11 protein-coding genes and 3 rRNA genes are annotated in these 16,405 nt (G+C 51.5%); 8 read left to right on the top strand and 6 right to left on the bottom strand.

Going from position 1 to position 16,405, the window contains the following annotated elements; genetic code table 11:
• The first annotated feature begins 32 nt into the window (after positions 1-32).
• Complete coding sequence (locus NDQ72_00175) at positions 33-590, top strand: YqgE/AlgH family protein (GenBank protein WKD28404.1); 558 nt, start codon at positions 33-35, stop codon at positions 588-590.
• A gap of 12 nt (positions 591-602) precedes the next feature.
• A complete protein-coding gene (gene ruvX / locus NDQ72_00180; GenBank protein ID WKD28405.1) occupies positions 603-1,058 on the top strand; it encodes a Holliday junction resolvase RuvX in 456 nt (151 codons plus the stop codon).
• A 15-nt stretch (positions 1,059-1,073) separates the two neighbouring features.
• Here ruvX and pyrB read toward each other — a convergent pair whose 3' ends face one another.
• Positions 1,074-2,099 carry an aspartate carbamoyltransferase gene (gene pyrB, locus NDQ72_00185; GenBank protein WKD28406.1) on the bottom strand — a complete coding sequence of 342 codons (1,026 nt, stop codon included), beginning with the start codon at positions 2,097-2,099 and terminating at the stop codon, positions 1,074-1,076.
• A 643-nt stretch (positions 2,100-2,742) separates the two neighbouring features.
• Here pyrB and NDQ72_00190 point away from each other — a divergent pair.
• The 5 genes from NDQ72_00190 (at position 2,743) to NDQ72_00210 (ending at position 11,358) form a co-directional block, all read left to right on the top strand.
• Positions 2,743-4,277 (top strand): 16S ribosomal RNA (locus tag NDQ72_00190).
• A gap of 318 nt (positions 4,278-4,595) precedes the next feature.
• Positions 4,596-7,488, top strand: a 23S ribosomal RNA gene (locus tag NDQ72_00195).
• 118 nt (positions 7,489-7,606) lie between these two features.
• Positions 7,607-7,722, top strand: a 5S ribosomal RNA gene (rrf, locus tag NDQ72_00200).
• Together the 16S, 23S and 5S rRNA genes form the textbook arrangement of a ribosomal RNA operon.
• 628 nt (positions 7,723-8,350) lie before the next feature.
• On the top strand, positions 8,351-9,886 hold the full coding sequence (locus tag NDQ72_00205; GenBank protein ID WKD28407.1) for a class I SAM-dependent methyltransferase: 1,536 nt from the start codon (positions 8,351-8,353) through the stop codon (positions 9,884-9,886).
• A gap of 128 nt (positions 9,887-10,014) precedes the next feature.
• Positions 10,015-11,358, top strand: coding sequence for a deoxyguanosinetriphosphate triphosphohydrolase (locus tag NDQ72_00210; GenBank protein ID WKD28408.1), 1,344 nt, complete (start codon positions 10,015-10,017; stop codon positions 11,356-11,358).
• Positions 11,359-11,362: 4 nt separating this feature from the next.
• Here NDQ72_00210 and NDQ72_00215 read toward each other — a convergent pair whose 3' ends face one another.
• Genes NDQ72_00215 through NDQ72_00225 form a run of 3 tightly spaced genes read right to left on the bottom strand, consistent with a single transcriptional unit; the run spans position 11,363 to position 13,405 of the window.
• Positions 11,363-12,271, bottom strand: a complete 909-nt coding sequence (locus NDQ72_00215; GenBank protein ID WKD28409.1) for an NERD domain-containing protein — start codon at positions 12,269-12,271, stop codon at positions 11,363-11,365.
• A 58-nt stretch (positions 12,272-12,329) separates the two neighbouring features.
• The gene (locus NDQ72_00220) at positions 12,330-12,704 is read right to left on the bottom strand and encodes a translation initiation factor Sui1 (GenBank protein WKD28410.1); all 375 of its coding nucleotides are present in this window, start codon (positions 12,702-12,704) and stop codon (positions 12,330-12,332) included.
• Positions 12,705-12,706: 2 nt separating this feature from the next.
• Entirely contained in the window at positions 12,707-13,405 is a 699-nt protein-coding gene (locus tag NDQ72_00225) for an HAD-IA family hydrolase (protein WKD28411.1), read from the bottom strand.
• Between the two features lie 248 nt (positions 13,406-13,653).
• On the opposite strand from NDQ72_00225, the gene NDQ72_00230 reads away from it, so the two are divergent.
• On the top strand, positions 13,654-13,977 hold the full coding sequence (locus NDQ72_00230) for a hypothetical protein (protein ID WKD28412.1): 324 nt from the start codon (positions 13,654-13,656) through the stop codon (positions 13,975-13,977).
• Between the two features lie 100 nt (positions 13,978-14,077).
• On the opposite strand, the gene fba is transcribed toward NDQ72_00230, so the two are convergent.
• Both fba and NDQ72_00240 read right to left on the bottom strand, forming a co-directional pair.
• Positions 14,078-15,142, bottom strand: a complete 1,065-nt coding sequence (gene fba / locus NDQ72_00235; GenBank protein WKD28413.1) for a fructose-bisphosphate aldolase class II — start codon at positions 15,140-15,142, stop codon at positions 14,078-14,080.
• A 64-nt stretch (positions 15,143-15,206) separates the two neighbouring features.
• Positions 15,207-16,376: a phosphoglycerate kinase gene (locus NDQ72_00240; protein WKD28414.1), complete on the bottom strand. Its 1,170-nt coding sequence runs from the start codon at positions 16,374-16,376 to the stop codon at positions 15,207-15,209.
• Between the last annotated feature and the right edge of the window lie 29 nt (positions 16,377-16,405).

Below are 16,405 nucleotides of genomic sequence, written 5' to 3' on the forward strand. Positions count from 1 at the left end.
TCGCTGAGTATTCAGCGAGCCGTAGGAGACGCATGCAAAGCTTTAAGCATCATTTTTTGATGGCTATGCCTCACTTGGATGACCCTAATTTTGCCGGTAGCCTGATCTACCTTTGCGACCATGATCACAATGGTTGCATGGGGGTCATCGCCAATCGTCCGCTTGAAATCACCCTCGATGCCCTCTTTGAACAGCTGTCGCTGGGGGGCGATGATAGCCCGCACCGTAATGCACCGGTCTATTATGGCGGCCCTATGCATAAGGATCGTGGCTTCATTCTGCATATCGGTGATAGCCAGGAGTGGGACTCCAGTGTTCAGGTGGAGGACGGTATCGCGCTGACCACCTCGATGGATATTCTTCAGGCGCTTGCCGATGACACAGGCCCCGAGGACTTTCTGGTGTGCCTAGGCTGTGCTGGCTGGGACGTTGGGCAATTAGAAGACGAGCTAAAAGAGAATGCGTGGTTGACGGTCGAAGGCCAAGGCAGCGTACTGTTTAACACCCCTCCCGCCGAGCGTCTAACCGCTGCCGCTGGCATACTGGGCGTTGATCTAAACCTGATGACCCGCGACGCGGGGCATGCATGATGGTTGAGTTTTATGGCTGATCGTGGGCAACGGCTAATACTCGCATTTGATTTTGGTACTCGGCGTATTGGCGTTGCGGTAGGCAATGAGTTGCTTAATAGCGCACGCGAGCTAACGCCGCTAACCGCTCGAGACGGCATTCCTGACTGGAACGTTGTTACACGGTTAGTAGAGGAGTGGCAGCCTGACTTGTTTGTGGTTGGCCTGCCGCTGAATATGGATGGTACTGAGTCCGCAATGAGCACGCGGTCACGCAAGTTTGGTAATCGCCTGCACGGGCGCTATGGCAAGCCCTGTGAAATGGTGGACGAGCGTGGCTCTACTCGCGAAGCGAAGCAGATCGCTCATGCGGCAGGCCATCGTGGTAACTATCGAGAAGAGAGTGTCGATGGCATCGCTGCTGTGCTTATTCTAGAAGGTTGGTTTGCCCACCAAGAAGGACTTCCTGGTGGGCGGATCGCTCATTAAACCTGACGGAATGACTTAACGGTCTAGAGTGCCGGTTTGAGATGGCACAAACCAGCGCACGGGTCTCAGGTCTTTCTCAATCAGCTCATCTACCTTTAATAGCGTGGCAAAAATGGCCATCCGCATGGGTATCCCGTTGTCAGTTTGGCGGAAAATCGCCAAACGCGGGTCACCGTTAAGATTCACGTTTAGGTCATTGGCGCCAGGGCGGCTATCTCGGGGGAGTGGGTGCATGACAATCGTACTTTGGCTGCAGCGCTGATCCAGAAAGTCGCGATTAACCATAAAGTCGTCGGAAAGCCCCTGAAAGCTCTCGTTCATTTCATCGGTAAAACGCTCTTTCTGGATGCGTGTGGTGTAAACCACGTCCAGATCTGAGAAGTCGCTGGCCAGTGAGTCACGTTGTTCGACGCGGTGCCCGCGCGACGTCACAAGGTCAATCAGCGCGGTCGGCATTTCCAGGCCCGGTGGCGATACCAGGGTAATGCGCAGCGGATCATAGAGAGACAGTAGCTTGATCAGCGAATGCACGGTGCGGCCATATTTCAAATCACCGGTCAGCAGAATATGTGCGCCGCTGAGTGATTTACCTAAGCGCTGAAACTCTTTATCAATCGTATAGAGATCAAGCAGTGCTTGGCTTGGGTGTTCACCTGGGCCATCCCCGCCGTTAATTACCGGCACATTGGTGGCAGCGGCGAACTCTGCTACCGATCCTTGATCTGGATGGCGCATAACAATCGCATCGCAATAGCCACTCATCACTCGACTAGTATCGTAAAGCGATTCACCCTTGGCCATAGAAGAGAAAGTAAAGCCGGTGGTATCACACACGCTTCCCCCCAGACGGCAAAACGCGGCATTAAAGCTCACGCGTGTGCGTGTACTCGCTTCAAAGAACAGATTACCAAGCACAGCACCTTCCAGCACCCGAGTAACTTGGCGGCGACTGGCAATAGGTTCCATACGCGCTGCAACGCGTAGCAGGTGGTCAACGCTTTCGCGCTGTAATGAATCGACAGTTAGTAGATGCTGGCTCATCACGGACCTCAGAATGGGGGTGGGCGTTGGGGGCTATCAAGCTGGTATAAGTGTAACCGCCAATGGATTGCCGTCGAAGTGCTTTCCAACACCAAACGGTTTGGCTTAAAACTTTTTCGCACTTATCTATAAATAGCTCTTGCCAAGACGGCAGCGAATCCGTAAAGTACGCATCCGCTGCCGGGGACGCACAGCGTTACCAGCGGTGATTGAAGGTGAAAACCTTCGGTTTGTCAGAGAGTTAGAAGAACTCAGCAGCAATACGCTGCGATGTCTTCCAACCCTTTTTGAAACGAGCCACGCCAGAAAGCATCGTTATCACGCTTTCTTCGCTCACTCGCTTCACTCACTCAAAACAGTGATTGACAAACACCAGGAAATGCGTAGAATACGCCTTCCTCGCTGAGGCAAGCCAGTTCATCGGTTAGCCAGTGACTTCTTCGGAAGTTCAGCAGCGAAAACAGCTCTTTAACAATTTGATCAGGTAATTCATGTGGGCGCTTGCCGATGAGGGTGATAAATCACCAAACATCAAGGCAAGCGGTCATGAAAACGAAAGTTTGAATGAATTCGTTTGAACCTTGAGCCAAGTTTGATGCGCTTTTGTTACCTTCGGGTGACGAGTAAGCATCACAATGATTTTAAACTGAAGAGTTTGATCATGGCTCAGATTGAACGCTGGCGGCAGGCCTAACACATGCAAGTCGAGCGGTAACAGGGGTAGCTTGCTACCCGCTGACGAGCGGCGGACGGGTGAGTAATGCATAGGAATCTGCCCGATAGTGGGGGATAACCTGGGGAAACCCAGGCTAATACCGCATACGTCCTACGGGAGAAAGGGGGCTCCGGCTCCCGCTATTGGATGAGCCTATGTCGGATTAGCTAGTTGGTGAGGTAATGGCTCACCAAGGCAACGATCCGTAGCTGGTCTGAGAGGATGATCAGCCACATCGGGACTGAGACACGGCCCGAACTCCTACGGGAGGCAGCAGTGGGGAATATTGGACAATGGGCGAAAGCCTGATCCAGCCATGCCGCGTGTGTGAAGAAGGCCCTCGGGTTGTAAAGCACTTTCAGCGAGGAAGAACGCCTAGTGGTTAATACCCATTAGGAAAGACATCACTCGCAGAAGAAGCACCGGCTAACTCCGTGCCAGCAGCCGCGGTAATACGGAGGGTGCAAGCGTTAATCGGAATTACTGGGCGTAAAGCGCGCGTAGGTGGCTTGATAAGCCGGTTGTGAAAGCCCCGGGCTCAACCTGGGAACGGCATCCGGAACTGTCAAGCTAGAGTGCAGGAGAGGAAGGTAGAATTCCCGGTGTAGCGGTGAAATGCGTAGAGATCGGGAGGAATACCAGTGGCGAAGGCGGCCTTCTGGACTGACACTGACACTGAGGTGCGAAAGCGTGGGTAGCAAACAGGATTAGATACCCTGGTAGTCCACGCCGTAAACGATGTCGACCAGCCGTTGGGTGCCTAGCGCACTTTGTGGCGAAGTTAACGCGATAAGTCGACCGCCTGGGGAGTACGGCCGCAAGGTTAAAACTCAAATGAATTGACGGGGGCCCGCACAAGCGGTGGAGCATGTGGTTTAATTCGATGCAACGCGAAGAACCTTACCTACTCTTGACATCCTGCGAACTTGTGAGAGATCACTTGGTGCCTTCGGGAACGCAGAGACAGGTGCTGCATGGCTGTCGTCAGCTCGTGTTGTGAAATGTTGGGTTAAGTCCCGTAACGAGCGCAACCCTTGTCCTTATTTGCCAGCGGGTAATGCCGGGAACTCTAAGGAGACTGCCGGTGACAAACCGGAGGAAGGTGGGGACGACGTCAAGTCATCATGGCCCTTACGAGTAGGGCTACACACGTGCTACAATGGCCGGTACAAAGGGTTGCGAGCTCGCGAGAGTCAGCTAATCCCGAAAAGCCGGTCTCAGTCCGGATCGGAGTCTGCAACTCGACTCCGTGAAGTCGGAATCGCTAGTAATCGTGAATCAGAATGTCACGGTGAATACGTTCCCGGGCCTTGTACACACCGCCCGTCACACCATGGGAGTGGACTGCACCAGAAGTGGTTAGCTTAACCTTCGGGAAAGCGATCACCACGGTGTGGTTCATGACTGGGGTGAAGTCGTAACAAGGTAGCCGTAGGGGAACCTGCGGCTGGATCACCTCCTTAAACGATGCATCACTCCTCGCGGTAAGCGCTCACAATGAATTACCTGATCAGAATGCTGTTGATACGCAGTGATAAGCGTTTTCTTCATGTTGAAAGAAGAGAAAAGACCTTTTTTAAGATCTTATTTAAAAGACCTCTCTTTTCCTTTTAATGTGAAAAGCACTCGCTTATCACTGCGCATAGCAGTCGCTCTTTAACAATGTATATCATGCTGACATAAACGTTTTAAAACGTTTATACGTAATTGTTTTGTGATACGTCTCAAGCGTATCCGGCAATCGTTATCATTGCGAGATACCAGACTCCTTCGGGTTATAGGGTCAAGCAATGAAGCGCACACGGTGGATGCCTAGGCAGCCAGAGGCGATGAAAGACGTGGAAGCCTGCGATAAGGCTCGGCGAGGTGGCAAACAACCTGTGACCCGGGCATCTCTGAATGGGGAAACCCACTCATCATAAGATGAGTATCTTGCGCTGAATATATAGGCGTAAGAGGCGAACCAGGGGAACTGAAACATCTAAGTACCCTGAGGAAAAGAAATCAACCGAGATTCCCCTAGTAGCGGCGAGCGAACGGGGACCAGCCCTTAAGCATGTGACTGATTAGGCGAATGCGCTGGGAAGCGCGGCCATAGTGGGTGATAGCCCCGTAGTCGAAAATCTGATCATGTGAAATCGAGTAGGTCGGGGCACGAGAAACCTTGACTGAAGACGGGGGGACCATCCTCCAAGGCTAAATACTCCTGGCTGACCGATAGTGAACCAGTACCGTGAGGGAAAGGCGAAAAGAACCCCGGAGAGGGGAGTGAAATAGATCCTGAAACCGTGTGCGTACAAGCAGTAGGAGCAGACTTGTTCTGTGACTGCGTACCTTTTGTATAATGGGTCAGCGACTTATATTCAGTGGCGAGGTTAACCGTTTAGGGGAGCCGTAGGGAAACCGAGTCTTAACTGGGCGACACAGTCGCTGGATATAGACCCGAAACCGAGCGATCTATCCATGAGCAGGTTGAAGATTGAGTAACATCAATTGGAGGACCGAACCAGGATCTGTTGAAAAAGATTTGGATGACTTGTGGATCGGAGTGAAAGGCTAATCAAGCTCGGAGATAGCTGGTTCTCCTCGAAAGCTATTTAGGTAGCGCCTCACGTATCACCGCCGGGGGTAGAGCACTGTTTCGGCTAGGGGGTCATCCCGACTTACCAACCCGAGGCAAACTCCGAATACCGGTGAGTGCAAGCGTGGGAGACACACGGCGGGTGCTAACGTCCGTCGTGAAAAGGGAAACAACCCAGACCGTCAGCTAAGGTCCCGAAATCCTGGTTAAGTGGGAAACGATGTGGGAAGGCTCAGACAGCTAGGAGGTTGGCTTAGAAGCAGCCATCCTTTAAAGAAAGCGTAATAGCTCACTAGTCGAGTCGGCCTGCGCGGAAGATGTAACGGGGCTAAACCAGGTACCGAAGCTACGGGTTCACACTATGTGTGAGCGGTAGAGGAGCGTCGTGTAAGCCAATGAAGGTGGATTGAGAAGTCTGCTGGAGGTATCACGAGTGCGAATGCTGACATGAGTAACGATAAAGGGAGTGAAAAACTCCCTCGCCGGAAGACCAAGGGTTTCTGTTCGACGCTAATCGGAGCAGAGTGAGTCGGCCCCTAAGGCGAGGCCGAAAGGCGTAGTCGATGGGAAACAGGTCAATATTCCTGTACCGGACATGATTGCGATGGGGGGACGGAGAAGGCTAGGTGAGCCAGGCGTTGGTTGTCCTGGTGAAAGTGAGTAGGCTTGGGTCTTAGGTAAATCCGGGACCCTTTAAGGCCGAGACACGAAACGAACTGACTACGGTCAGGAAGTCATTGATGCCACGCTTCCAGGAAAAGCCTCTAAGCTTCAGATCATGTGCGACCGTACCCCAAACCGACACAGGTGGTCAGGGTGAGAATCCCAAGGCGCTTGAGAGAACTCGGGTGAAGGAACTAGGCAAAATGGTGCCGTAACTTCGGGAGAAGGCACGCCGGCGTAGGGTGACGAGACTTGCTCTCTAAGCCCGAACCGGTCGAAGATACCAGGTGGCTGCAACTGTTTAGTAAAAACACAGCACTCTGCTAACGCGCAAGCGGACGTATAGGGTGTGACGCCTGCCCGGTGCCGGAAGGTTAAATGATGGTGTTAGGATTCGTCCGAAGCTCTTGATTGAAGCCCCGGTAAACGGCGGCCGTAACTATAACGGTCCTAAGGTAGCGAAATTCCTTGTCGGGTAAGTTCCGACCTGCACGAATGGCGTAATGATGGCCACGCTGTCTCCACCCGAGACTCAGTGAAATTGAAATCGCCGTGAAGATGCGGTGTACCCGCGGCTAGACGGAAAGACCCCGTGAACCTTTACTATAGCTTCACACTGGACGCTGATGTTGCCTGTGTAGGATAGCTGGGAGGCTTTGAATCTCGGACGCCAGTTCGAGGGGAGCCAACCTTGAAATACCAGCCTGGCATCATTGGCGTTCTCACTCAGGTCCGTTATCCGGATCGAGGACAGTGTGTGGTGGGTAGTTTGACTGGGGCGGTCTCCTCCCAAAGAGTAACGGAGGAGCACGAAGGTACCCTCAGCACGGTCGGACATCGTGCAGTGAGTGCAAGAGCATAAGGGTGCTTGACTGCGAGACAGACACGTCGAGCAGGTGCGAAAGCAGGTTCTAGTGATCCGGTGGTTCTGTATGGAAGGGCCATCGCTCAACGGATAAAAGGTACTCCGGGGATAACAGGCTGATACCGCCCAAGAGTTCACATCGACGGCGGTGTTTGGCACCTCGATGTCGGCTCATCACATCCTGGGGCTGAAGTCGGTCCCAAGGGTATGGCTGTTCGCCATTTAAAGTGGTACGCGAGCTGGGTTTAGAACGTCGTGAGACAGTTCGGTCCCTATCTGCCGTGGGCGTTGGATGTTTGAGAAGGGCTGCTCCTAGTACGAGAGGACCGGAGTGGACGCACCTCTGGTGTTCCGGTTGTCACGCCAGTGGCATTGCCGGGTAGCTATGTGCGGACGGGATAACCGCTGAAAGCATCTAAGCGGGAAGCCCCCTTCAAGATGAGACATCCCTGAGGCCTAGAGCCTCCTGAAGGGCCCAGCGAGACCAGCTGGTTGATAGGCACGGTGTGGAAGCGCTGCAAGGCGTTGAGCTAACGTGTACTAATGGCCCGTGAGGCTTGACCCTATAACACCCAAGGGGTCTGGTCGCAGTGATAACGAAAACCGGATACGCGCTTCCTGTCGGTGACAGGAGACGAGAGACGCCACAAAACACATCAGCATGATATGCATTACAAGTTACGCCTGACGACCATAGCACGCGTGAACCACCTGATCCCATGCCGAACTCAGAAGTGAAACCGCTTAGCGCCGATGGTAGTGTGGGGTCTCCCCATGCGAGAGTAGGTCATCGTCAGGCACTTATTTAACAAAGAACCCAGCCAATCGGCTGGGTTTTTTGTTTGCGCGGAAGAAAATCAATTAGGGACGTTCCCAAGTCACCGCACCGTCATTCCCGAGTGGGCTTATCGGGAATCCACCTTGGCCTGCAGCAGCCGAAGCCCCAGTTCAACATGGATTCCCGCTAAGGGCCTGCGGGAATAACAAGGGCGGCGCGGAGGGATGGGGGGGCATCGTCAGGCACTTATTTAACAAGAAACCCAGCTCATTGGCTGGTTTTTTGTTTGCACTATTGGTTATGAACTGTCTGAAAAATCCCCCCAGAGCTCCGGGCCTTGGAGAATTTTGTGTGTGTGAAAGAAAGTCACTTAGCAGGCAGCAAAAAAATTTACGAATTTATTCAATTATATAGTGAGTGATTGCGTAACAATCCTTCAAACTTCCCATCATCTCTTCAGTAGACCCAGTGGATCAAATACTTCACTATCAAGGTTCTAACAACAGTGTTTGTGCCAGGGGTTATGTCACTGAGTGTGTGTCAGAGGTAGCAGAGCGATATTGGTATTTTCTATCTGTTTCTCAGACTCTGGTGATAGGTGGCTTCGCTTAACAATTGAATAATACGCCATTGCTTGGGAGCAGGTGTTATGTCGGATTGGACGTCTGGATACATAGCGGATATTAATTATACTTATGGTTATTACACTGAACTGAATCCTTTGCGAATTGCGCTAGGATTTATCAACGCCGGTATTCGGCCGCCAAATGTTATTAATGCCTGTGAACTGGGGTTTGGTCAGGGTATTAGTACTAACATTCATGCGGCTGCTTCACAAATCAATTGGTACGGGACAGATTTTAATCCCCATCAAGCAGCCTTTGCGCAGGAGTTATCATCTATTAGCGGTGCTAATGCAAAGCTACACGATGATGCATTTGATGAATTTTGCCAGCGTGATGACCTACCTGAATTCGACTATATCGGCCTTCACGGCATATGGAGTTGGATTGCGGATGAAAACCGCGCAGTGATTGTCGATTTTATTCGCCGTAAGTTGAAGGTGGGAGGTGTGCTGTACATTAGTTACAACACACAACCAGGCTGGGCAGCCATGGTGCCTATGCGTGATCTATTAGCCGAGCACGCAGACCTTATGAGTGCTCAGGGGGCGGGCACCATTTCGAGAATTGAAGACGCGATCACGTTTGCCGAGCAGCTGGTGGCCGTGAACCCAGAGTACTGTAATGCTAACCCCCAGATTAAGAATCGCTTAGAGAAGATTAAACAAGATAATAAAAATTACATAGCTCATGAATACTTTAATCGTGATTGGGAGCCGATGGCATTTGCTAAAATGGCACGCTGGCTAGAGCCTGCCAAGATGGATTGGGCTTGCAGTGCGCGATATGCAGATGCCATTGAAAGTATTCAGTTAACCAATGAGCAACAGGCCCTAATTAATAACATCCCTAACCCGCTATTTCGCCAGTCGGTGCGTGATTTTTGTGAGAACCGTCAGTTTCGTACCGATTACTGGGTAAAAGGGGCGCGCCGTTTAAGTGGGCTTGATAAAGATGAAATGCTAGATGGTCTTCGCGTGATTATGGGGGTGCCGCGTAAAGATGTGCAGCTAAAAATCGCAGGGCGACTGGGTAACTTTGATTTGCCTAGCAATATTTATACGCCGCTGCTAGATGCACTTTCATCCTATCAACCGATATTTGTATCCGAACTTTGGCAGGTTGCAAAAGAGCATGGAGTGGGGCGTTCTGCATTGAACAGTGCAATTGCCATACTGGCATCAAAGGGTATTATTTTGCCTGCCCAGTCCGACGATGATATTTCTAAGGTAGCGTCCAAGACTGGTCGACTAAATCGTTTTTTAATGAGCCAGTCAAGAAGCACGACTGAGTTGAGTTATCTCGCAAGCCCGGTGACAGGAGGTGGTGTCGCTGTCTCGCTCTTCCATCAGTTTTTCCTGCTTGCCACGTTAGAGGGCGGTGATGACGCTAAAACGTTAGCTACTTTTGCATGGCGTATTTTGGCGTCTCAAAACAAATGCCTGCTTAAAGAGGGCAAGCCAGTTTCGGATGAGAATGAGAATTTGGCTGAGCTTGAGCGTCAGGCTGGTGATTTTCTAGACAAGCGATTACCCCTCTACCGAGCGTTAAAAATTATCTGATCAGTAGGGTGTGTTACTGCCATATAACATGTGTGTAGCGACGGTTGTCGCTGCACGCATGTCTCGAGGTTGAAGACGGTTATCTTGCTTGGATTTATGTCAAAATGTTGCTCTCACGGAGGAACGCTATGACACAGATGCAATGGGACCAATTATTATCCCCTCAACGTCTTCACGATAAACGCCCTGGCGGTGTGCGTGAAGCAACCCATGAAATCGGGCGAAGCCCTTTTCATAAAGATCATGATCGTATCGTTTTCTCGGGCTCCTTCCGCCGTTTGGGTCGGAAAACGCAAGTGCATCCACTGACTGAAAATGATCATATCCATACACGCTTGACCCATTCACTGGAAGTCGGTTGCGTTGGTCGCTCGCTAGGCATGATTGTGGGCGAGTTACTAAGGGATCGTCTGCCTGGCTGGATAACACCCGCTGACTTAGGGGTGATCGTCCAGACAGCGTGCTTAGGACATGATATTGGCAACCCCCCATTTGGTCATGCCGGTGAATATGCGATTCGTGATTGGTTTCGGCGAGCTCAAAAAAGTGGCTTGCTAGATGGTTTGTCTGATGCGGAGCGTGATGACTTACTAACCTACGAAGGCAATGCCCAAGGCTTCCGTGTTATTACCCAAATTGAGTACAACCAGTTTAATGGTGGCATGCGGTTATCTGCCGCTACGTTAGGTACTCTGCTTAAATACCCCTGGACGGTACGCTACAGCGGGCGTGCTGGAAAATTCGGTTGTTACCAGTCTGAACAGGCGCTGTTAAAAGAAGTGGCTGAGGCTGTCGGGCTTCTTCCTCAAGGAGATCAGCGTTGGTGTCGTCACCCGCTTGCCTGGCTTGTCGAAGCGGCTGATGATATCTGCTACGCCCTGCTTGATTTAGAAGATGGCTTAGAGATGGGGATTCTTCGCTATGAGGAAGTGGTCGAGATACTGCGTCAGATCGCGGGTGAATTCCCTCCAGAATACGCTGAGATGGAGAGGCGGAAAGTATCTCAACGGCGTCGAATTGCCTTACTGCGTGGCGCCGCTATGGAACGTGCGGTGAATGATGTGGGGGCGGTTTTTGTGCAACATGAGCAAGCGTTGCTCAGCGGAACGTTAGGCCAGGATTTATTGGAGCTATGTCACCCTAACCTGGGGTGGGGCGTTCAAGCGGCAAAGCAGTTAGCGCGTGAGCGCATTTTTCAAAATGAGCGCAAAGCCAAACTTGAAATTGGTGCCTATACGACGCTGGGAATTTTATTGGAGGCATTTATTGGTGCTGCTAACGAACTGCACCACACAGGGCATAGCTCATTCAAGCACCAGCGCGTGCTGGCGTTGATTGGTGAAAATACGCCATTGCCGTCCTGGACGCTCTACGATAGCTATCGGCGCATGCTGGATTTTATTGGTGGAATGACCGATCACTATGCTGTCGACCTCGCGCAAGAAATGGGTGGGCGCTTGCGCGGTAATTAACCTTCTATACGGAGGGTTGACGCAGGTGTTTGAGCTCCATAAGGCGTGCACGCTCAATGAGTAGATGAATCACTTTATCGTGAATGGCATCGCTCATCTGGCCAGGGGTGAGCTCGGTTAGTTGACGAGATAGCTGCTCACCGCTAACGACTAATATATCGGGTGCAGCTTCGCTAGTATCAACGTCCCAACCCGGCAAAACCAATACACCTTGTACCGGCACAGGAACACCACAACGACGCTCAAGCCATTGCGTCAGCCAACTAACACCCTGACGTGTTTTATGCAGAGGGCGGCGTTCTTGCCAGTGAGGAAAACGTAGCCGCTCACGCTCAACCGCTACGCTATTAAGCTCCTTACCATTGCTGCCAATCGCTAATGCTCTTGCACGTGTTTCTACCACGAAAACGCCATGTGGTGTGACAACGACATGGTCAATAGTAAAGCTATCGGTGGGGACGTCGTGAAACACATAATAAGGGTGGGCTTCTGGCCTCACCATGCGTTCAAGTTCTTGGCCAACGGCTAATTCACAAGCTAAACCGAGTTTCAGACGGCGAATGCGCTGATAATCGCGCACAAGTAGTAGTGAAAAAGCCAGCACTAACAGCGTGCTAAGTAAGCCATATAATGCCCACTCCACCCAGTCTTGCTTCTCCACAAACAGCATACGGCCCATGCCATACACCAGCGGGGCAAGGCTAATAATGGGACCGAGTGCACCGTTTAAAAACAGGCTAGAAAAAGCTTGATCAAGGCGATGCCGCAGAGCTTGGCCGGGTTCACGCAAGGGAGCATTAAAGGGAGACTGAACGCGTGCATCGTGAAGGCTACGCAGCGCCAAGACAATGCCACCCATGGCCGCCATGGGAAACAGGAAAATGAGTGGTAGCAGGTATTCTAACCAATTCATTGCAGTGCCTTGCCCTTTAGTGCTTTGCCTCAAGACAGAGCGCTATCACAGAGGTGTGTCAACCACCTGCTAATTTAACTTGGTAGCCTAACGATGTTAATGCTTGCTGTAGCGTTTCCCGATGATCGCCCTGAATTTCGATAATGCCATCCTTTACAGCACCACCAGTGCCACAGCGTTTCTTCAATGTCTTAGCAAGCGTTTTCAACTCCGCACTGGAAAGCGGTATACCACTAATGGTGGTGACTCCTTTTCCCTTGCGTCCACTGGTTTCGCGTCGGATTCGCACAATGCCGTCTAAATCAGCAATGCGCGCTTGCTCGCTGGTATCTGCGCAGCGGCATTGGTCGATAGACTCGCGGCAGCTTGGGCAAGTCTTGCCTTGCTCTGTTGAATACACAAGGCCGCCGAGCTGGTCACGTAATGAAGCCATACTTATTTCTCTATTGAATGTTGAGGCACTGGCATCTGCCACTTTTCATGAGTAAGGCGCTCAACGACTGCAGGTAGCTGATACATGTTGCTGATCATAATAGCGCCTTCAGGCGTAGTTTCAGCGTCTGGGTAGCGATTCAAGTGAATGACAGTCATACCCGCTTGTAGAGCTGCCCTTACGCCAACGAGTGCGTCATCGATGGCAATACAATCACTTGCTGAAAAACCCATGATACTAGCTGCATGAAGGTGAAGACAGGGCTCTGGTTTCCAGCAGTTAGCGGTATAACCGCTGAACAAACGCTTCCCAAAGTAGCTGGCGAGGCCGGTTGCTTGTAAAGCAGTATGAATTTTGCTTTCTGGGCCATTAGATACAACCGCACTCGGGTAATTACTCAGTACTTCAAGGGATTCATGGACGCCAGGAATTGCCTTTAGCTCGCTTGATAAACGATTAGCTAAGTTGGTCCGCATCGCCTGCTCCATGCTAGCTAATTGAGCTTCATCGACACTACCGTAACGCTGCTGTAACTCTGCCACAATTCGTCGAAAACGGGCACCTCGAAACTCTCCGAGATAATCGGTGGATTTAAAGGGTAAGCCTACCGAATTTAGACCGATAGCCATTTCTTCAGCTAGAAGTGGCTCGCTATCGACGAGGGTGCCATCACAGTCAAACAGCAAAAGTGGAAGCGGCATTGTCATTCCTTGCAACGTCTTTCGCGCTGCCCGTGTTAGTTTAAGCCGACCAGACTGCTATTGAACGGGATTTTTAGCTTTTTGTGAACACTGTTTGATAATTTTTTATAGGTTTATAGCAAGGTGCCCAAGGAAAGGGCTGAGTGATAGCCTCATTGCTGGGGCAGGAAGGGCTTTTTAAAGCAACAGCACTGATGGGTAGCCATGTTTAGACTAAGCTTTGATAACCACAAAAAAGGAGAGCTTCGATGCGATTTACTCTTTGGGTGTTTTCAATTGCTTTTTGTACATCCCTACTGGTGGCAGGACAAGCGCAAGCCGAAACGTCAGACTCAGATAATACGCAGCATGACGCATTAGACGATGCGGCATTAGAGGAGAAGTACGGTATCAAGGCAGGAGCAGTTCAGCGAGAGGAATCCATTTCCAACGACGCTGAGGAAACCAGCGACGTTGAAAGTGACCATGCTGATAATAAAGAAGATACACAGGGAGGCACGGGAGGTACTGGTAGTGCCGAGGATGCAATTGAAAGCGGTGAGGGTGAACAGAGCAACAGCGATAATGAGTAGTGCTTTTAGCGTGTTAGGCGTCGCGAATTAGCGCTACACTGCGCTGCAATAAAATAAGGCGACCAATCGGCCGCCTTAAATGGAACACGTGAAGAGAACGTTACTTCACTTTAGGAGCTAGCTCGCCACGCTCGTAGCGCTGGAACATAACTTCTAAGTTGACGGGCTTAATTTTGCTCGCATTACCAGCAGTACCGAACGCTTCATAGCGCGCAATACACAGGTCACGCATGGCGGTCACGGTTTCTTTAAGGAATTTACGCGGGTCGAACTCGGAAGGGTTCTGGGCCATAAAGCGGCGGACGGCACCCGTAGAGGCAAGGCGTAAATCGGTGTCGATGTTGACTTTACGAACACCGTGTTTAATGCCTTCGATGATCTCTTCGACCGGTACACCGTACGTTTCCGGAATTTGACCGCCATACTGGTTAATCACTTCCAGCCACTCTTGTGGCACGGATGATGAACCGTGCATTACCAAATGCGTGTCGGGAATGCGCGCATGGATCTCTTTAATGCGTTGGATCGACAGGGTGTCGCCAGTGGGTGGCTTGGTGAATTTATAAGCCCCGTGGCTGGTGCCAATGGCGATAGCCAGTGCATCTACGTGGGTTGCTTTGACAAACTCGGCAGCTTCTTCCGGATCGGTGAGCATCTGCTCCATATCCAGTTTGCCCTCGGCGCCAATGCCGTCTTCTTCGCCAGCCATCCCCGTCTCTAAGCTACCTAGACAGCCTAGCTCGCCTTCCACGGAGACACCGCAAGCATGCGCCATTTCTACGGCACGACGAGTGACATCGACGTTGTAGTCATAGTCCATCGGTGTTTTACCGTCTTCACCCAACGAGCCGTCCATCATGACTGAGGAGAAGCCGAGTTGAATGGAGCGTTGGCAAACAGCAGGGCTAGTACCGTGGTCCTGGTGCATTACGACTGGAATATGCGGGAATTCTTCAACTGCTGCCAAGATCAGGTGGCGCAGGAAGGGGGCACCGGCATATTTCCGCGCGCCAGCAGAGGCTTGCACGATAACCGGCGAGTCAGTGGCGTCAGCAGCTTCCATGATGGCGCGCATCTGCTCAAGGTTATTAACGTTGAATGCTGGAATACCGTAGCCATATTCGGCTGCGTGGTCGAGCATTTGGCGCATGCTGATCAAAGCCATGGGATCACCTTAGTTGGGTTGTATGTAGGTACAAAGGCAGTGAGCGTGCCATTTGTTTAAAGATTTAACCGCGCTGAGCGGCAGCTTCGAGTGCGGCGACGGCAGGCAACTGCTTGCCTTCAACGTACTCAAGAAATGCGCCACCGCCAGTAGAGATATAGGAAACGCGGTCAGCAATGGCATATTTATCAATCGCTGCTAACGTATCACCGCCCCCTGCAATTGAGAAAGCACTGCTGTCGGCAATCGCCTGAGAAAGCACTTCGGTTCCTTTACCAAACTGATCAATTTCAAATACACCAACAGGGCCGTTCCACAAAATAGTGCCTGCATTTTTCAGTAAGCTGGCTAAGTGGCTAGCGGTGTCGGGACCGATATCCAGAATCATTTCGTTATCGGCGACCTGATCAACTGGCTTGATGACAGCTTCTGCGGAATCAGAAAACTCAGTGGCAACGACGACATCCGTCGGTAATGGAATGGCTACTTTTTCCATGAGCGCTTTTGCCTGGCCGATTAAATCTGCCTCAAAGAGCGATTTGCCAACATTATAGCCTGCCGCAGCGATAAACGTGTTGGCGATACCACCGCCAACAATCAGTTGGTCGCATTTGTCTGAAAGGGCGGTGAGTACGTCTAACTTGGTGGATACTTTAGAGCCGCCTACAATGGCTGTCATAGGTCGCGCCGGATTTGCCAATGCTTTTTCAAGTGCATCAAGCTCTTGGGCAAGCAGCGGTCCTGCACACGCCTGTGGGGCAAAGCGCGCCACGCCATGAGTAGAAGCCTGTGCGCGATGAGCCGTACCGAAGGCATCCATGACAAAAACGTCGCATAACGCTGCGTATTGTTTGGAAAGCTGTTCGTCGTCTTTTTTCTCACCGTTGTTAAAGCGCACGTTTTCTAGCAGCACAACATCGCCATTAGCCAATGCTGGCGCTGTATCGAGATAATCGCTGATTAGCGTAACGGGGCGGCTAAGCAGCTCGCCTAAGCGCTCAGCGACGGGAGCGAGTGAAAACTCTTCAGCGGGCTCACCTTCAGTAGGACGGCCTAAGTGACTCATTAGCATCACTTTTGCACCTGCTTGAGCTGCTGCCTGAATGGTTGGCAGCGCCGCGCGAAGACGAGCGTCACTGGAAACACGGCCATGCTTGATCGGTACGTTAAGGTCTTCACGAATCAGCACGCGCTGCCCTTCCAGGGGCAGGTCGGTCATTTTTTGCACGTTCATGTGAGCGGTTTCCTCGTGTTCAAGCAGAT

It is taken from the genome of Halomonas sp. KG2 (genome assembly GCA_030440445.1).
In the GTDB taxonomy this organism is placed as follows: Bacteria; Pseudomonadota; Gammaproteobacteria; order Pseudomonadales; family Halomonadaceae; genus Vreelandella.